This window comes from Paenibacillus sp. EC2-1 (assembly GCF_049311625.1).
GTDB lineage: Bacteria > Bacillota > Bacilli > Paenibacillales > Paenibacillaceae > Paenibacillus_AQ.
Map to the genome: position 1 here is coordinate 4,135,108 of NZ_CP186006.1, position 18,575 is coordinate 4,153,682.

Consider the following 18,575-nt stretch of genomic DNA (forward strand, 5'->3'; position numbering starts at 1 on the left):
ACAGGATTGGTCGCCCTGATTTATCATGAAGACTTTATTTATAATTATTCTAAACTGATTCTCAATGATTCTCAAGTCATTTTATAATAAACAAGGGTTTAATTCAACCGGACACGCCAATGTGTGATATTTGTCATTGCGTTATTATTATTAAAACAGGCTTGACCGTTGAGCACGGCCAAGCCTGTTTTAATAATTCCTATCAGCCGCTGAGCTGTTGCTGTAAGACGCGCCATTATCCTTTTTTGAGCAGCATCTGGCACCGTGAATGGAACCGTTCGTCACCAGACGGTTATAGCATATTTAAAAGATAGGGCGATATGTCGAACTGCACAGGAATATTTGTATTATTTAACATATTGTATAGACTTTCAGTCAATATCTACTTTTCTAACCTTTAGTGTTCACTCTTCTTCCTAGGCAAGAAAAGCGCGCAACATCCACATATGTTTCTCGAAATCTGTCTTGAAACCTGTCAGCATATCGGCAGTAGAAGGATCTTCAGCTTTTTCAGCCATATCAATGCCTTCTTGAAGCTCTTCAGACAAGGTTGCGAAATCCTCTACTAGCTGCTGAACCATGCCGCGAGTATCTTCATTGCCCGTAGCTTCTTGAATTGTAGACATTTCAAGGTATTCTTTCATTGTTGCAGCTGGTTTCCCTTTAAGAGCCAACATGCGTTCAGCAACCTCGTCCATTTTCAAGGTTACTTCATTGTATAACTCTTCAAATTTCACGTGAAGGGAGAAGAACTGCTCACCACTCACATACCAATGATAGTTATGAAGTTTAACGTAAAGAACGTTAAGATTCGCTACTTGTTGATTCAGCATTTGCTCTACACCAGCATTTTTTGTTTTACTATTGGTTTTGCTTGAGTCAGTCTTAGCCATAATAAATCCCTTCCTTTTCCATAGTATATAATTCACCCTCTAATGCGGCATGGGGAGATTCAGTTTGAATCAACCTGGCAGTATGTAGCCTTGCCGTGTTACCTCATTATAATGTGTTCGAATTATCCGGGCGTCTATTTGTAGTTTACCCCACTCATCCTCCTCCGAATCAAATAGAGGACCTTTTCAGTGAATGTTAAAAAATTGTACAAAATTACTTAGAATCCCGGTATACTGAATAATACCTACTAGAAAAGTTGGCTTTTTTTCTTTCTATTATATATGGAGGTGACCATCTATGTCCGCATATCATCCACTTACCGCCGAGGAAGCCATCGCACTTGCTAAGAGCCTCCCTGGCATCTTTTCTGAAAGCACTGTACTCAACTGCCGTGAAATTGGTGACGGTAATCTGAATCTAGTCTTCCATGTAACCTCAGAGAATTCCAATGAAAGTACTATAATCAAACAAGCTGTTCCTTATGCCAAGGTCGTTGGGGAATCCTGGCCTTTATCTCTCGACAGAGCGCGTATCGAACGTCAAGCTTTAGAAATACAGCACCGATTATGTTCTGATCTTGTACCTGAGGTTTATGCTTATTCCGATGAGCTAGCCTATACCGTAATGGAGGATTTGAGTGAGTACACCATTATGCGGAAAGGATTAATTGATGGTAACGCCTATCCTAAGTTTGCGGAGCATATTGGCCAATTTCTTGCAAGAACACTCTTTTTCACCTCTGACCTAGGCATGAACCAACAAGAGAAGAAAGAGCTTGCAGGCCGCTTTGTTAATCCGGACTTATGTAAGATTACTGAAGATTTGATCTTCGAAGATCCATATCGGAATTCTGCCAACAATAACTATTCTGCTAACATCGAAGATGAAGCAGAGGCGCTTCGGAATGACCTGCCGCTGCATTTTGAAGTTGCGCTATTAAGAGAGAAATTCCTTACCCATGCCCAAGCACTTCTACACGGGGACCTGCACACAGGAAGTATTTTTGTCACACCTGAATCAACTAAAGTCATCGATCCTGAATTCGCATACTTCGGACCTATGGGGTTTGATATCGGTGCCATTATTGGTAACCTGCTACTCAACTATGTCGCTCAGCCAGGATGGAATCAAAACGTTGAGAATCTATCTATTCGGGAAGAACGCCTGCTCGACATGGTGAAAGAGGTATGGACCCACTTTGAAGCTTCTTTCCGCCATCTGTGGAATACAGAGCTTCTTGATGAAATGTCCAAGACTCCAGGCTATCAAGACTATTACTTAACAGAGATATTACGTGATGCTGCCGGTTTTGCCGGATGTAAAATGATTCGTAGAATTGTCGGGTTGTCTCATGTTGCCGACATTGAAGGAATTCCAGATGAATCCTTACGTGAAGCTGCTCAGCGAAAAGCGCTTGCTGTAGGTAAAAATCTGGTCCGTCATCACCGAAGCGTGGGATCTATTTATGATATACTTAAGCTCGTACAACTTGCATCTACAGAAATCGGGGTGTCCAAATGAGCAACATCAACACATTTACTGAAACAACAACAGGACCACTAAGATCTCTTGAGTGGGGTGGCGATCACCTTATCATGCTAGATCAGCGTCTTTTACCAGGGGAAATCATAAACTTGAAGCTCTATTCCCCAGAAGACGTATGGGAAGGTATACATTCCATGAAAGTTCGTGGAGCTCCTGCAATCGGTATTGCTGCAGCATACGGTGCTGTACTGGGTGCTAAAAGCTACACAGGTAGTGACGCTGCCGAGTGGCTGGATCATGTTAGACAGGTTTGTGCCTATCTAGCTACATCGCGTCCAACAGCTGTCAATTTATTTTGGGCTCTGGATCGGATGAAGTTAACTGCTGAGAAACTATCCACAGACACCTCAAACGAGAACAATAACATCGCCTATCTGAATGAAGGATTGCTCTCTGAGGCTCATACAATCCGTTCAGAAGATGAAGAGGTATGTAGGCAGATTGGAGAACACGCACTCCCACTTATTCAGGATGGAATGGGAATTCTTACACACTGTAATGCTGGGGGGCTGGCGACTGCAAGATACGGTACCGCACTCGCTCCAATGTATCTTGCTCACGAGCAGGGCATCTCTTTCAAAGTCTTCGCTGATGAAACTAGACCTGTACTTCAAGGTGCTCGTCTTACAGCATTTGAACTTCAACAAGCCGGAATTGATGTAACCCTTCTAGCTGATAACATGGCAGCTATGGTCATGTCTAAAGGTTGGGTACAAGCGGTTATTGTCGGAACCGACCGCGTAGCAGCCAATGGTGATGTTGCCAACAAAATCGGTACTTACGGGGTAGCCGTATTAGCTAAAGCACATGGAATCCCTTTCTACGTCGCTTGTCCTCTGTCTACGATTGATTTGAACACACCAACAGGCGCAGATATTCCAATTGAGGAACGTCCAGCAGAGGAAATTACTGAAGGTTTCGGTAAACGTACTGCTCCTGCGGACATTAAAGTCTATAACCCAGCGTTTGATATTACTCCGCATGAATATGTAACTGCCATTATTACAGAGAAGGGTATTATCAAAGCTCCATACCCTGAAAATCTGAAGGCTCTATTCGCTAACACAGCAGAATAAGAGCAAAAAATGACGATCCTCTTCTGAGGATCGTCATTTTTTGTTGTGTACTGATCCCTATAGCATGCGAATAATGGCATCTTTCCCCTTCAAACCAGGATGAATCCCCCATTTCTCAGCTTCCACCGTTACGGACTCCAGTGGTGCCTCAAGCAGATCCTCCAATGTTCTAACACCTACCGCTCTTCCTGCGATAATCTGGCGATCCGCAAGTTTTTGGTTAAGAAGACCTACATCCAAAGCACCACACATAATATATCCACGAGTTGTATATACGGCCAGCAGTGTAGTTTTAGGCAGTTTTACCTCAACGCCCATGACGGTATGTCCCTCTATGTCAATCGGCAGCAGTGTAACCATGAAACACACCTCCCCTCACATGGCTAAGATCATGTGTATTCTGAAGGATACGGTATGGTGCGAACGTCTCTACATAAAAAATGATTTTCATGTACATCTCTATGACATTAGGACTACTGAATAATTTTTGAATATGGTATAGTTGTATTCAGGAAACATTTTGAAAGCTGGTGAACCGTAATACTATGAACAAAAATACAACCACAGATGATAACGGTTTTTTGTTTAATGTTGATATTCTAGTAAAGAGCTCTTCCAACGCACTAGCTTTACAACATTTACTGGAGATGCTAAACCAATCCGAAGAGGTAATCGATTTTCGCGTGAAGTCGGGGATAGAGCTTGGTGAAATCATCGATAGCTTAATCCAGGCAAAGAAGCGTGCTGTCATCTCTAAAGCATCTAAGACTTCAACGTCTACCGACGCATCATCTGCCCATACGATAAGCATCCCCAAGAATGCCATCAAAAGCAATCCCTTACCCGTTAAAGAAACGAAGCCTGCTGCACCGAGCATTCCTCACTCAACAGAGAACGACCCTTTCGAATGGATTAAAATTTATTCTAAGGACAACCGTCTAATTCGGCTAACAGCCAATCGCAATGGCAAACAGGTAAGTTTACCGTGCCGTATTCTCAACTATGACGACAACAATCATTTGGTTACTGTTTATCATGTAGATGAGAAGCAGGTTTACACCTTTAATTTGAATGAAATCGATGAATTCAGTGCGAGTTAGATAAATGTTTGTGCAGAACAAAAAAAACGGCTTTGCCCCTGTAATAGGTTAGGCAAGCCGTTTTTTTTCATAACCAATACCACTTATGCTCTATTTCTGGTCCATGCCGAAGACATAAGAATCAGCCACCCAGCAATAAAGGATACGCCACCGATCGGTGTGATCGCACCAAGCCATTTAATACCACTAAGACTCAGCACATATAAACTTCCAGAGAAAATAATAATACCCGCGCTAAATAATACACCTGCCCAGAACAGCTTTCTGGATTCACCGAACAACCCAGCTGCTAGACCCGTAATAATGACAGCAATACCATGAATCATATGGTAATGTACACCCGTTTCATATATTGCCATCTCATCTGCCGTTATTTTACCTTCCAGCATGTGAGCCCCGAACGCTCCAATCGCTACGGACAATGCCATGAATACAGCGCCCCATGCCATAAATGTTTTCTGCATCTGTGGAACAGCTCCTTTAAAAGTTTGCTAGTGAAATGTGCATTCAAAAATTTCTACTAACATTTAGTTTAACCTTGGAATAGAGGTTTGTCACGGTCTTACCCAAAGCAAGAGACTTGATTTCGCGGCTATTTTGTGAAAAATTAGTACAGACACCATACATATCGATTTACGAATAAGGAGCGAAGCTATTCATGAAAAAGCAGCCCCCATCCCATCCTTCGGAGATGAACACATCTTCTCACCCTGAGATCACATTTATCCCCCCCGTGGAGAAGAAACACTCTGGTCTTGGGATCACATCATTTGTACTATCCATTATAAGCTTAATCGGTTACATTATTATGGCTTCATTAGGAAATGCCATGCTTGAACCGTATGTCACTCCAGAGGGCATCACACAGCCAACGCAAGAAGCGCTCGAAGCCATGACATCTCTTGCCGCCGTGTTCATCATTATTGTACTCATTAACTTCATTGGTTTCATACTCGGTATGGTAGGCGCATTCTCCAAGAAGCAAAAAAGATCTTATTCTGTTATCGGTGCCATAATTAACGGAGTTGTCTTGTTGACCATCGTGATCCTGTTCTTAATCGTATTGATTGCGTAACAATCGTGCAACAACATTAAAGGGGCTGTCCTACATAGGATAGCCCCTTTAATCATGAGACAATGCTTGATCATGGCTAAAAATGATCGTTTCATACTTGAATCTTTTTATGGCAGTTCTACGTATAACCCGTATATAATAGCCAAGTGATCCATTTTTAGGTGGATAAATTTTTACGCGGCCCTACTCAGAAAGGCAGGTAATTGTTATTTATTATCAATTAAAATATGTGACGTGGCCAGAAGAATCACGGGGAGGTCCTCAACCAGTCGAACAATCATCCATTTCACAGGATGAGTTATTTGTTAGAAAACTGGTGGATGCAACCCTTTTATCTGATCAGCTATATGTTCATTTGTCACATGAAAGCGATGATCAAGCCGGCGAATTCATTTACATAACTCCGTTTCGTGCAGAAGAACTGGAAATCTTCGGTTGTGCAATACAATCCGCAATTGATCTCAGCGTGAGTTCTATGACTTCAACTCGCATTGAATACTTGTTATGGTCAGAAGATTCATTTCAAACTCCACAGCAGCTCTTTCCCGTACCCACATTCAAGCGGGATGTTGCTACTTATCTTCTTAATCATTATCTGGTGTTTGGCACTGTGACTTATGAAGTCATATTTAGTATTTATGATCCGAAGCACGACTGCGTGCGATTGTTTCTGAAGGAGGCAGATAAGGATGAACAATAACAGCGATGCATTCCCTACCAAATTGACGGAACATGTCTCAGAAGTACAAGAATTCGCCGCATCGACCACTGATACCACTTCTGCTACGACGTCAGCACCCGGCTCTAAAACGAAACTCGCTGCCTTTGCCTTAATGCTCGCAGTTCCAGCCACGCTAACCGGCTGCGGACAGAGCTATGAGGATTGTGATCCTAATATCGAATACTGTGAATATAACTCTTCCGGAGGATATTATTACTACAACGGTGGCTCTGGTGTGTATCACGGTTCAGGAAAACCTCTTACCCGCTCCCAGAGTGATTCCATTCGCTCTTCAAAAAGCCATACTGGATTCGGCAGCGGCGGTTCAAGTGGTGTGCGATCTGGAGGTTGATAGACTGTGAATAGTACGGTTAGACTAATCCATTCTCTCGGACACACACAAGAAGACATCTATGCCAGCGAAACCTCAAGCGTTGTACCTTATCATCGCATGTATGGAAAAGCCTACTGTCTTCCTTCGATCGCTCTATATTCACCTGAGGAAATATTAGAGCTTAATGCTGCTTCTGAAGCTATGGATGCTATATTCCGTAAAACACTTCGATTTATACAGCGCTATATGCCAGACAGCTACTTGATCCAGCAGCTCGACATCCCTCCTTCTCTTGTACCACTTGTACGTATGGAAATACCGCTTAGCGGAATTACCCGGCAAGATTGGATTTTGGGTCCAGAGGGACTAAAGATGATCGAGAATAATGCAGATACACCGACCGGTATTCCTGAGTCCGCATACCTTGAAAAACAAATTCTACAGAAGCATACTTCCTGGCAGGGACCTTCTGAGAGCCTGACCTCTCTTCTAAGGAACGAGCTGTTTGACTTCGTGAATTATTATAAGGAACAGGGTCTCACATCATCCGTCACATTCAGTTGTTACGATTGGCATATCGAAGATCGTTACAACACCTTCTATTTAATGGAGCAGCTTCGTACAATGAACATTCCCGTTTATTATGCTCCACTAGAAGAACTGAACATTATACCGGATCAAGGCCTGTATCATAAAGGACGAAAAATTGATATTTGGTACCGACTTTATCCGCTTGAATACCTTGTTGAGGACCAAGAAGAAGATTCAGGGACCTTGGTTGGTCTGGCGCTGCTAGAATTAGCAGCCCAAGGAAAGATCGGACTCATCAATCCGCCTCAAAATTTCTTGATGCAGAGCAAGGGATTCCTTGCAACAATATGGTCTCTATATGAACGCAATCATCAGACTTCTGAATATTGTGGATTTACATTATTCGACTCCCATGAGCTAGATACCATTTCAACCTACTGTCTGCCTACCTACTTTAACCCAGAACCATTTATAGCTAGCAACTCGCCATATGTAGCCAAAAGCTATTGGGGACGCGAAGGTAAGGGTACTTCTCTACATGAAAACTCAGATGATAACCATATCGAGCCTTCATCTTCCGGAAGTGCTGAATTAGAGTTTGACGAGGATTTAATCCATTATTACAATAATCAACCAAAGATTTACCAACAGTATTGGTCAATGCCAAAAGCTAGTGTTGAAACGGAAGAAGGCTTCTATCACGGCCATCTATTAACGGGGGCTTTCGTGATTGGGGGCAAGTTCGGTGGTATTCTGTCTAGAATTGGTGACAAGGTGACCGGGGATGGTGCCTATTACTGCCCTGCCGCCATCTTCACGCCGGAACGATGAATGAATCATTTTATGAGGAGGGCTTTTTTTTGCAAACGTTCGGCTCAGATATTCTAAATGTTTTGATTGGTCTAGTTATCATTATTAGTGTGCTTATTATCGGTTATTTTGTATTCAGTAGATTAACACGGTTTGACGACCGTAAAGAAATTGCTGGAGGAAATACTGCGGCTGGTCTCTACATGGGAAGTAAGCTGCTAGGTCTGTGCATTATTGTGGCAATGGTATCTTACAGCTCCCATTCTTGGATCCAGATGATCGTATGGTCGCTTATTGGTATGGCCATCCTTTGTCTTGTCTACTTGATCTTTGACTGGATCACGCCTCATTTCAAAGTGTGTGAGGAAATTGCTAACGGCAACCTCGCTGTTGCTCAGCTTCTAAGATCTGTCATCATTGGTGTTTCCATTGTTGTCGGAACCTTCTTAATGTAGACGTTCAATACGATGCGAAAAAGCTTACCTAACTTACAAGTACTGTAGGTTTAGGTAAGCTTTTTTTGTGCGCTAAAAATAGACCAAGCTAAAAATATGGTTCCTACCCACCCACACTCACATAACGACAGCATGCAAGAATATAATGAAATACTACAGACCTAATGACCGTACCAAGCTAATGGCCGAAAGTGGGAGGTGCCTGCCTGTGAAGAACGAAGATTCTCTGTCGTTTGTCGTATCCCGTGAAGATTGGTCGCTCCATCGTAAAGGTTATCAGGACCAGGTTCGCCATCAACGAAAGATCAAAGAAGTTATCAAGCAAAACCTTCCTGATCTCATTACGGAAGAGAATATCATTCTCTCCGATGGTAAACAGATTATTAAAGTACCGATCCGAAGCCTTGATGAATACCGGTTTATTTATAATTACCAGAAACAAAAGCATGTTGGGCAAGGGGATGGGGACAGTCAAGTTGGTGATGTATTAGGACGTGATAACTCCCAGCAATCCCCCGGAAAAGGGGAAAAAGCCGGCGATCAACCAGGTCAAGATGTTGTCGAGACAGAGGTAAGTATCGAGGAGCTCGAAAACATGTTATTCGAAGAACTCGAACTCCCCTTGTTGATGCCTAAGGATAAGGAGCAGATTGAAACACAGTCGATCGTCTTCAACGATATCCGTAAAAAGGGCATCATGTCGAACATCGATAAAAAAAGAACCATTTTAGAAAACCTACGACGTAACGCAACCTCTGGTAATCCCGGGATCCATCACATCAGCCCGGATGATCTTCGTTACAAAACATGGGATGATACTGTCATTCCTGAATCAAGTGCCGTTATCATCGCGATGATGGATACCTCAGGGTCAATGGGCTCATTTGAAAAGTACTGTGCAAGGAGCTTTTTCTTCTGGATGACTCGGTTTCTGAGACGACAATACGAAAAAGTCGAAATTGTGTTCATTGCACATCACACGGAAGCCAAGGAAGTCACCGAGGAAGAATTTTTCACAAGAGGTGAAAGTGGTGGAACGATCTGCTCCTCTGCCTACATCAAAGCACTGGATATTATCAATCGGCGGTATCCCCCTGCTCATTACAATATCTATCCTTTTCACTTCTCAGACGGAGATAATCTCTCCTCTGACAATGAACGCTGTGTCAAGCTGATCGGAGAACTGCTCAAAGTGAGTAATATGTTCGGATATGGCGAGGTAAATCAATACAATCGAAGCAGTACGCTGATGTCTGCTTATAAGAACATTAAAATGGATCAGTTCCTATTCCATGTAATCAAGGACAAGAGCGAAGTTTATGAAGCACTCAAGACTTTTTTCCGAAAGAGAGTTGGGACAAACGGCTAGTAATTTTTGGTATATGACAACTTGTTTATGAGGAGGTAGAAAAGCCTCCTCTTCTTTATGATACATCGCAGTGTAGATAACAACGTCCCGACACAATCTGCTGGGGTTCGAAATAATTCGACACTAGAGTTAATTAAAATTCTGTCTTTTTATTGACATCGATATGTATCCTGAGCTTTACCTTTTTGTCATCTCCTTTTCAGCTTGCAGTGCTAGTATTAATCTACGACATCTTGTTTTGGAAAGGGAAGATTTACGCATGTTCCAAATGACTATTCTGACTAATAGCATCCAGACGTTTGTGAATATGAACTTCACTGCGGAAGAGCAGCTAATTAGCGCCACCAAATTACGTATTTCAAGTATGGCAGAGGTGAGATCCGATGCCTGAACCACTGAAAAAAGAAACCCGCTATATGCCGGGATTAGATGGCCTCAGAGCGCTTGCACTAATCGGTGTGATGTGCTACCACTGGGGTTTTGATTTTGCTCCTGGCGGTTTTTTGGGAGTGAGCATTTTCTTTGTACTTTCTGGATATTTAATTACAGATATTCTAGCTTCCCAATGGCGAAATTACGGTCGACTTGACCTGAAAGATTTCTGGTATAGACGATTTAGACGTCTACTCCCCGCCATGTTTACGATGCTCATCATCGTTGTGACATGGGTTACTCTATTTGATCACACTCGGTTGTCATCGCTTCGTACAGACGTTGCCGCCGCTGTAACATACATAAGTAATTGGCAGTTTATTTTCCAAGACGTATCTTATTTCGAATCATTCGGCCCTCCTTCTCCACTGGGCCATATGTGGTCCCTAGCCGTAGAAGAACAGTTCTACCTCTTGTGGCCACTCATCATGCTGATCGGTCTTTACGTATTTCCGCGCCGGGGACAAATGTTATACTTTATTGTGGCGCTTGCGGGTATTTCCGCAATAACGATGGCTTTAATTTATGAACCGGGCAGTGATCCAAGTCGTGTCTACTTCGGTACGGATACCCGGGCTTTTAGTCTGCTCATTGGGGCTGCTCTCGCCATTGTATGGCCCAGCTTCAAGAGACCATCCACGACATCATCTATGGTGCGAATAGGGTTGGATACGATAGGTACAGCGGCACTGTTCTTAGTCATCTACATGATGTGGAGCACAGACCGATATGAGGAGTCGCTTTATCAAGGTGGTATGGTGATTCTATCGCTTGCTTCAGCAGTCGTTGTAGCGATTCTAGCCCACCCGGCATCGATACTTGGGAAAATCATGGGCACAAGGCCACTGAGATGGATCGGAGTACGCTCATACGGTATTTACTTGTGGCATTACCCCGTTCTTATTCTAACCAGTCCGAACGGTAGCCCTATAGAGAACAGCCTTCTGCATACATCGCTTCAGATTGCTGTAAGCATCTTACTAGCGGCTCTATCCTGGAAGTATATAGAGAATCCAATTCGCCACGGAGCGCTAAAAGTTCTATGGCAGAAAATACGTCATCCACAGTGGCGCCTAGATCGCATGTCACTGAAAAGCTGTATCATTACATGCAGCACCCTGTTCGTGATCGGAATATTCTGTGCAGGGATGATGACAAGCATTTCTGGAGCTACAACAGAGCAAGACACTGAATCAGCTTTTGGTGTGATTTCGCCACCTGAGGAACCAGTCACAACACCAGAACAGATGAGTCCAGATACACCAGACACACCCGTTCCAAACAAGAATTCAGGGCAGAGTTCTCCGGATTCACCCGACCTGAATAAACAACCGACTGAGATTCCTGAGACACCGGTGAATAAGCCTACACAGAAGGAACCAAATGCAGAGCTCCCTCCTTCTAACACAGAAAAACCTGGGACTGACAAAGTTCCAGATAAGACACCTTCGGAAGGGAACAGTAATAAACCAACCCAGAATCCGTCTGTCAAGCTTCCTAGCCCGCAAAGCGGCAAATCAATCACCGCAATCGGTGATTCCGTCATGCTTGGTGTTGCCCCTTATTTAGAGAAGCAGCTACCAGGAATACAGATCGATGCCAAGATCGGCCGACAGCTAGCTCAAGTAGGTGAATTGATCCCAGGACTTCAAGCGAAGGGTCGGCTGAATGGAACTGTTATTATCGGACTTGGTACGAATGGATCTTTCTCAAGCAAGAAGCTGGAGTCACTGCTAGACTCACTTAGCTCAGCTAAGCAAGTTATTCTGATAAACACCCGTGTTCCTAGAGACTGGGAACGAAATGTGAATAATACGCTTGCCGAAGTCAGTCAGAATTATCCGAATACAACGCTTGTTGATTGGCATGCTGCAAGTGAAAATCATCCAGAGTATTTTACACCTGATCGTGTACACCTAAAACCCGCAGGTGCAGAAGCATATACAGGACTTCTCTTAAAAGCAATTTTAAAATAGCTTTCGCCATCATAACCCAAATAATTCTATAAATAGAATATATATGAAATTGGACTTATTCCTTCTCTTTCAAAAAGGGGAATAAGTCTTTAATTTTGTCTATTTTTATAATAAAATAGCGAAAAATCAGGATAAACCCGAGTCAACAGGTGGTCAAAAATTAGAATATCTTTTATGATGATATAGATGAGAAATAACTAACGATCCGAAACAACCATTTGAGGAGTGAGTTTTTTGAACAAGATAGGTAGAAATGATGCCTGTCACTGCGGCAGCGGCAAGAAATACAAAAAATGCTGTCTTGAAAAAGACCGTCAGGCAGAGAGACAGCCCCATCATATCGAACCTTCCCATGAAGAGAAAGCAGCCAGCCTAAAGGCACCTTCTAATATGGCGGAGTTTACAGCAACGCTAAACGAAATGAAATGGGATAATGAAACATACCGTCAGTTAGCGGAGGAAATTTTCCCGCAGTTATACAATGACTATGAGCATAAAGAAGATGAGAAGTTATTCGTACTCTATAATGCGCTAATTATTTGGAACGGCTTCTGCCGTAAAGAATCTCCACGTTTCCGTAAGCCAGGCGGCTTTAAAGCAGCGTTGGATCAATTGTATACCAAAGCACTTGAGATCCCAGTCACTCAGGCTGATTTAGCAGCCAAATATGATGTAGCTACAACAACATTATCAAAATCTTCTGGTCAACTAAGCGAATTTATGGAGCAGCTGACCGTTACTCAATAAATATGCTTCCCGTTACAGATTCTATCAAAGGCGGTGCCGTCCTTAATGAAAAATTTGGTGTCGATGAAGTGGCTGCTTGCCAGAATGTACGAACCCGATATTGTCATCGTTGATTGTCGCTTTACACTCGGACAACCCGATGCTGGTAAAGCGGCGTACGGGAAGGCGCATATCCCTCGCGCTGTGTACATGGATTTGGATAAAGATCTATCATCCCCGCTTTCCACACATGGTGGACGACATCCCCTGCCAGATATCAACGTATTTTCCAACACACTCGGCCTTGCCGGCATCGATAAGGACAAGCGTGTTGTCATCTATGATGATCAGGGCGGCATGGTTGCCAGCCGGCTTTGGTGGATGCTGAAATATATGGGACATAAAAGCGTTTATGTGATGGAGGAAAGCTTTACAACCTGGACAGAGGCTAATTTTCCAGTTACAACAGATACACCCATTGTTATTCCAGCCCAATATGAACCAGAGGTACAAACCACAATGCTTGTTGACGTAAACACTGTTAGAGGGGTCACAAGCGATGGTTCCGCCTATCTGATCGATTCTCGTGAGCCTCGCCGATATGAGGGGCTTGAGGAGCCAATTGATCCAGTTGCAGGCCACATTCCAGGAGCAGTCAACTACTTCTGGAAAGACCTGCTGGATGATCAAGGGCGATGGATTAGCATAGAAGATATTCAGGAACGCTTCGAGTCTGTTCCTAAAGATATAGATATCATCGTATACTGCGGTTCAGGCGTCTCTGCGTGTCCGAACGTGCTCGCTCTAGATGAAGCTGGCTTCGAGAACGTGAAGCTATATGGAGGCAGCTGGAGCGATTGGGTGTCGTATCCGGAGAACCCGGTGGCTACCGGGAAAGAGTAACATGCAAGAACCCGCGCGGTGCGCGGGTTCTTTTTTCATCTGAATTCAATTGCAAAAAAAAAGACACCGCCAGGCATCTTCTTCTTAACTTTATTTATAATAAGAGGTTGTTAACGGAATAAATACCGAACCGTCTTCCTCCACATCGCCATGTACAAATAGCGAATCCACTCCAGCGATATTAACCTCGATTGTGATTAGTCCATCTTCTACCGAGATATTCTGTTTCTTTAACACCGTATCCGTTTTACTATCTAACACATGGAAATCTGTAATGTCTGAACCGATTGCCGCCACTTGAAGATACAGCTTCTGGTACTTTCCTTTCGGATAAAGCATAAATGAGGATCCACGTTTGCCACTTCCATTGTCAAAGTAGACGTCTTTAAAATCCTTACCCTTGTAAACCGTCATGCTCGGATCCTTGGTACGATAGGAAGATTCGAATCCTGTAGCAATAGAGTAACCTTCAGACTGCTCGCCCAATTGAATCGTATTGGATTTCCCATCAAAATTTACAGTTACGCCCAATAGGTCGGATATCGCCCGGACCGGCAGATATGTCGTATTGTTATAAGTAATGGGAGCGATGACCGCACCGCTACTGTTTTTAAGCTGAACGGACTGACCATCCACTTTGAACTTAATGCCTGGATTTAGGTAAGCTTTGATTTCCTGAAGATTCGAACCAGCATAAACGCCTGTACCAAGACACCCCAGCATAGCTAATGAGGTTAATGTAATTGCCACCTTCTTTTTCAAATCACAATCCCCTTCCAGTTATTATAAATTTAAAATAATTACGGAGATTATACCCATTATTTTCTACATAGGCAATAATAAATGGGACCTATTTTGATTTAACCCTAGATGTAAACAACGTGAAACGATTTACATTCTGTTTTATTTCTATTATGATTAAATTATCAAAAGAGCTGAGCAAAATGTTTGCATAAAGCGATTAAAGGATATCCTTTCCTTTAGTCGCTTTTTTTGTGATCTTATTGAATGATGGAGGTTTTTCGGATGAAAAAAAGAACACTTGATATGATTATGCTAATGGTGGGAGCATTTCTCTTTGCCTTAGCTGTAAATCTCTTTGTCATTCCCAATGACTTCGGAGAAGGCGGAGTTACGGGGATTTCAATTATTCTATATTATTTGTTTGCATGGTCTCCTGCACTTGTTAGTATCGTTATCAACGGAATATTACTGATCATTGGTTACAAATTGTTAGACAAAAGGACGACATACTACACGATTATTGCCGTCGCCTTTAACTCCCTATTTCTGTTATTAACGGAAAACTGGCGTATTTCATCAAGTGAACCCGTTATAAATGCTATTTTTGCAGGACTGTTTGCCGGTGTGGGAATTGGACTGATTATCAGAGTTGGTGGCACAACCGCTGGAACAACGATTCTTGCCCGCCTTGCGAATAAGTACTGGGACTGGAATGTCAGTTACGCGCTGTTGTTCTTCGATCTTATTGTGGCCGGACTGTCGATCTTCGTTATTGGGGTTGAGAAAGTCATGTTTACCGTGGTTCTTCTCTACATTGGAACCAAGGCTATGGAATTCATTATCGAAGGCTTGAATCCTAAAAAAGCAGTCACCATCATTTCAACACACCATGATCGTATCGCGATTCGTGTTACCGAAGCTATGGATCGTGGTGTAACCGTATTACGTGGATATGGTTATTATACGGGACAGACCAAAGACGTTCTTTACATTGTAATCAGCAAGCAAGAGGTTTCCAGCCTCAAAAAAATCGTGCGTGCAGAGGATAAGAATGCCTTTGTTACAATTCATGATGTACGTGATGTATTCGGCGAAGGATTTATTGATATTTCCTCGTAAGCCGTATTACAACCTTTCTAGCGTACAGACAAAAAAGATGCCAGCCCGCACGAAGCGAAGCTGGCATCTGCAAATTTGAAAACCGTTTATTAATTGTTCGGAATCACACTTATTGTATCAATACTCGCTTTATCCGGTCCTTGATTGTCAGCAAAAAAAGTAGCAATACAATCCTCAGGCCCGGTCGTAAAGCTAAGCGTATAGTTACCCCACTCGGACTTCGTTACATTCTCCTGTACCTGCCCGCTTCCATACTCAACACCAACCCGGAATTGATTCAGGTTAGATTTCACATCTGATTTACCACTGAATGTTACTTTATAGGATGTATTCGGTTTAATAAGGATGGATTGTTGCATCTTCGTCTCACGATTCAAAGAAGCGTATTTTCCAAGATCGATATTTTGTTTCACTTCAGCAGTTCCGAGATTAAGATCCCACCCGTTCGTGCTTCCCTGATCAAAGTTACCGTTATAAATCAGGTTGCTTGATTTATCAACAACCGTAACTTTTCTCGTCTTCGTTATTTGATTACCTGCTAGATCTTGTACACCATAAGTTACCTGATACTCACCCTTAACACTTCGATTTAATCCGGTCTCATCAAGTTGAATTCGGCTTGTAATTTCTTCACGATCATCTCGATTATCAATAGCGAATACCTTTTCCAATAAATCTGTAGAACTGTTCAATGGAATCTGAATATCCTCTGTACCGTAAAGAATCGGCGCCGTTGTGTCCGGCTGTGAACTCGGAATCTTTTTCTCATAAGCACGGAACCAGTCGATCTCTGAGAAATATGGAAGCTGAGCGTTGTTAATGTCCCCTTCTCCCCATCCCGGTGATCTGGCCCATCCACTCGAAAGAATAAAGATTTCCTTTACCCAAGGGATATTTGCCTTATCTGTGTAAGTCCAGGTCAACTTTCCGTCAAAATAAAACTTCAGGTAATCCTCTGACCACTCGAAACCGTACACATGAAAGCCTTTGTGAATGTTCGGTGCAGGCTTTTTACCACTGCCTGTACTCTTGTGAAATGCATCGTAACCATCCCAGTGCAGTGCTGTTTCGGTATAATCTCCTTGCCACACGGTCTCTGTCACATCAATTTCGAGTCCATCTTTTCCCGTACCATCCACATGAAATACACCGGGATAGTTAAAGGCCCAGAACGTAAAATACGTTTTCTCCGTAGGAGGAATCTTAGCACTCACTTCAAAAAATCCGTATTTCTGGTCGAACTTCACATCATTGGTTTGACGGTCTTCACCATGTGTATCTACCCTTCCTAACACGATGTTTCCATCAGGCTCTCTCTCAATTTTCAGCTTTAATTTCCCATCAGAAACAGACACCATGTCATCCCGGTGATAGACTGCATACTCTTTTCCCCGGACCGACCACAGATTGGTATCCAGCTCGGTTCCATTGAAATCATCTTCCTTAGTCAGTACCCACTCGGTATTACTCCGGCCTGGATACCATGGTTCCTTACTATTCGTCACCGTAACCGCAGTAGTTGCCGTATTTCCCCCTGCAGCCGGAATGGCTGAGATCGTTGCTGTACCTGCTCCAATAGCAGTTATTACTCCATTGGCATCCACCGTAGCAACGGATGGATCATTACTTTGATAAGTGATGCTCTTATTAGGGGCATTCGCTGGCGCTACCTCCGTCAACAATGGATACGTATAGCCTTTCGTAAGCAACAACTCACTCATATTCAAAGAGACCCGAACGCTCCCCTGCTCAATGTACTCTTCAACCATCGTTTCATCAATATATGCTCTCTGCCCAGGGGCTAATAAATCACCAGACCAGAGATAGACAGTAGCTGAAGTCTGATTGCCTGTGTTAAAGATGATCTCATGACGTGCGTATGTCGTTCCGGAGACAGGTTTCTTCATCTCCTGTCCGTTCACCTTAACACCCAGCACCGCGCCTGCATTTAGGTCACTCATCTTCAAGAATGCCGAGAATTTGTAAGAGGTGTTCCTCTTTAAGCCCGTCAAATCATAGTTTAAAGATCCAACTGAGGGGATATATCCTGCCCGGTTTCCTGCATGTACTAAGGACGGATCTGACACGGTCCCAGGCATATCACCTTCACTCGGCCAAATTCTCCAGCTTACAGGTCTTAGATCACGAACGACCTTCTCAAAGCCGGCATTCGTCACCAGATTGGTACCCGACGTGTTCGCAGTCTCCGTAACCGTAACGCTATCTAGATAAGCCTTTTGATTTCCAGATAGTCCATTAGATGACCACAGATAAACCTGAGCTGTCGTTTGATTACCAGTAGTGAACGTTACGGTATAGGATTTATAAGTCGTTCCCGAGGCATCAATGGCTATATCAGGCTGATTTCCGTCGTATAACTTCGCTCCGAGCTTGGCTGTCGCGCTCGCATCACTTAACTTGACATATGCTTTAAATGTATAATTTGTATGCGTTTTCAATTTAGTTAAATTAAAAGTCAATGAGCTGGCCGGGACAATGTATGCAGCCTTTTCTCCTTCATAGACATGCTGAAGATCATGTACAACACCTGGCCTTTGCGTTTGATTCGTGTACACGCTCCAGCCTTCAGGCTCTTCCTCCTTATACACTTGCTCGAAACCCGAATTGTTAAGCAAATTTCCTCCTTCTGCACGAACTCCTTTACCCGTTCCAAACGATCCTGTCAGCAATACCATGATTAAACAACATAGTATGAACTGACGTCCTTTCATTTTTTTGATCAACACTACGTATCCTCCTTTAAC

At 43.2% G+C, this 18,575-nt stretch carries 19 protein-coding genes; 14 read left to right on the top strand and 5 right to left on the bottom strand.

Annotation, left to right across the window (positions count from 1 at the left end; translation table 11 throughout):
• Window positions 1–416: 416 nt before the first annotated feature.
• Window positions 417–893: a Dps family protein gene (locus tag ACK8P5_RS19260; protein WP_422657866.1), complete on the bottom strand. Its 477-nt coding sequence runs from the start codon at window positions 891–893 to the stop codon at window positions 417–419.
• Window positions 894–1,191: 298 nt separating this feature from the next.
• Between ACK8P5_RS19260 and mtnK the strand changes: the two genes are divergently transcribed.
• Window positions 1,192–2,415: an S-methyl-5-thioribose kinase gene (gene mtnK, locus ACK8P5_RS19265; RefSeq protein ID WP_422657867.1), complete on the top strand. Its 1,224-nt coding sequence runs from the start codon at window positions 1,192–1,194 to the stop codon at window positions 2,413–2,415.
• Window positions 2,412–3,515 carry an S-methyl-5-thioribose-1-phosphate isomerase gene (mtnA, locus tag ACK8P5_RS19270; RefSeq protein ID WP_422657868.1) on the top strand — a complete coding sequence of 368 codons (1,104 nt, stop codon included), beginning with the start codon at window positions 2,412–2,414 and terminating at the stop codon, window positions 3,513–3,515. Before mtnK ends, mtnA begins: the two co-directional genes overlap by 4 nt.
• Window positions 3,516–3,572: 57 nt before the next feature.
• Here mtnA and ACK8P5_RS19275 read toward each other — a convergent pair whose 3' ends face one another.
• Window positions 3,573–3,875 carry a YunC family protein gene (locus ACK8P5_RS19275; RefSeq protein WP_422657869.1) on the bottom strand — a complete coding sequence of 101 codons (303 nt, stop codon included), beginning with the start codon at window positions 3,873–3,875 and terminating at the stop codon, window positions 3,573–3,575.
• Window positions 3,876–4,060: 185 nt separating this feature from the next.
• Here ACK8P5_RS19275 and ACK8P5_RS19280 point away from each other — a divergent pair, with 185 nt between their 5' ends.
• A complete protein-coding gene (locus ACK8P5_RS19280; protein WP_422657870.1) occupies window positions 4,061–4,615 on the top strand; it encodes a hypothetical protein in 555 nt (184 codons plus the stop codon).
• An 83-nt stretch (window positions 4,616–4,698) separates the two neighbouring features.
• Here the strand turns inward: ACK8P5_RS19280 and ACK8P5_RS19285 are convergent, their stop codons facing one another.
• Complete coding sequence (locus tag ACK8P5_RS19285; RefSeq protein WP_422657871.1) at window positions 4,699–5,079, bottom strand: DUF423 domain-containing protein; 381 nt, start codon at window positions 5,077–5,079, stop codon at window positions 4,699–4,701.
• A 194-nt stretch (window positions 5,080–5,273) separates the two neighbouring features.
• Here ACK8P5_RS19285 and ACK8P5_RS19290 point away from each other — a divergent pair, with 194 nt between their 5' ends.
• The 10 genes from ACK8P5_RS19290 (at window position 5,274) to ACK8P5_RS19335 (ending at window position 13,947) form a co-directional block, all read left to right on the top strand.
• Window positions 5,274–5,690: a hypothetical protein gene (locus ACK8P5_RS19290; RefSeq protein WP_422657872.1), complete on the top strand. Its 417-nt coding sequence runs from the start codon at window positions 5,274–5,276 to the stop codon at window positions 5,688–5,690.
• A gap of 229 nt (window positions 5,691–5,919) precedes the next feature.
• Window positions 5,920–6,390, top strand: a complete 471-nt coding sequence (locus tag ACK8P5_RS19295; protein ID WP_422657873.1) for a hypothetical protein — start codon at window positions 5,920–5,922, stop codon at window positions 6,388–6,390.
• Window positions 6,380–6,763 carry a hypothetical protein gene (locus ACK8P5_RS19300; protein WP_422657874.1) on the top strand — a complete coding sequence of 128 codons (384 nt, stop codon included), beginning with the start codon at window positions 6,380–6,382 and terminating at the stop codon, window positions 6,761–6,763. Before ACK8P5_RS19295 ends, ACK8P5_RS19300 begins: the two co-directional genes overlap by 11 nt.
• Window positions 6,764–6,769: 6 nt before the next feature.
• Window positions 6,770–8,107 carry a glutathionylspermidine synthase family protein gene (locus tag ACK8P5_RS19305; protein ID WP_422657875.1) on the top strand — a complete coding sequence of 446 codons (1,338 nt, stop codon included), beginning with the start codon at window positions 6,770–6,772 and terminating at the stop codon, window positions 8,105–8,107.
• Window positions 8,104–8,541 (top strand): DUF350 domain-containing protein, encoded by a 438-nt coding sequence (locus tag ACK8P5_RS19310; RefSeq protein WP_422657876.1) that lies wholly within the window; start codon window positions 8,104–8,106, stop codon window positions 8,539–8,541. The genes ACK8P5_RS19305 and ACK8P5_RS19310 overlap by 4 nt, the downstream gene beginning before the upstream one ends.
• A 208-nt stretch (window positions 8,542–8,749) precedes the next feature.
• Window positions 8,750–9,910: a sporulation protein YhbH gene (gene yhbH / locus ACK8P5_RS19315; protein ID WP_422657877.1), complete on the top strand. Its 1,161-nt coding sequence runs from the start codon at window positions 8,750–8,752 to the stop codon at window positions 9,908–9,910.
• A 259-nt stretch (window positions 9,911–10,169) separates the two neighbouring features.
• Window positions 10,170–10,301, top strand: coding sequence for a hypothetical protein (locus ACK8P5_RS19320; protein WP_422657878.1), 132 nt, complete (start codon window positions 10,170–10,172; stop codon window positions 10,299–10,301).
• Window positions 10,294–12,318: an acyltransferase family protein gene (locus ACK8P5_RS19325; protein ID WP_422657879.1), complete on the top strand. Its 2,025-nt coding sequence runs from the start codon at window positions 10,294–10,296 to the stop codon at window positions 12,316–12,318. Before ACK8P5_RS19320 ends, ACK8P5_RS19325 begins: the two co-directional genes overlap by 8 nt.
• Window positions 12,319–12,552: 234 nt before the next feature.
• Entirely contained in the window at window positions 12,553–13,065 is a 513-nt protein-coding gene (locus tag ACK8P5_RS19330) for an SEC-C metal-binding domain-containing protein (protein ID WP_422657880.1), read from the top strand.
• Between the two features lie 45 nt (window positions 13,066–13,110).
• Entirely contained in the window at window positions 13,111–13,947 is an 837-nt protein-coding gene (locus tag ACK8P5_RS19335; RefSeq protein WP_422657881.1) for a sulfurtransferase, read from the top strand.
• Between the two features lie 90 nt (window positions 13,948–14,037).
• Here the strand turns inward: ACK8P5_RS19335 and ACK8P5_RS19340 are convergent, their stop codons facing one another.
• Entirely contained in the window at window positions 14,038–14,709 is a 672-nt protein-coding gene (locus ACK8P5_RS19340) for a stalk domain-containing protein (RefSeq protein WP_422657882.1), read from the bottom strand.
• Window positions 14,710–14,973: 264 nt separating this feature from the next.
• Here ACK8P5_RS19340 and ACK8P5_RS19345 point away from each other — a divergent pair, with 264 nt between their 5' ends.
• Window positions 14,974–15,810, top strand: coding sequence for a YitT family protein (locus tag ACK8P5_RS19345; RefSeq protein WP_422657883.1), 837 nt, complete (start codon window positions 14,974–14,976; stop codon window positions 15,808–15,810).
• Window positions 15,811–15,899: 89 nt separating this feature from the next.
• Here ACK8P5_RS19345 and ACK8P5_RS19350 read toward each other — a convergent pair whose 3' ends face one another.
• A complete protein-coding gene (locus ACK8P5_RS19350; RefSeq protein WP_422657884.1) occupies window positions 15,900–18,557 on the bottom strand; it encodes a carbohydrate binding domain-containing protein in 2,658 nt (885 codons plus the stop codon).
• Window positions 18,558–18,575 lie beyond the last annotated feature (18 nt).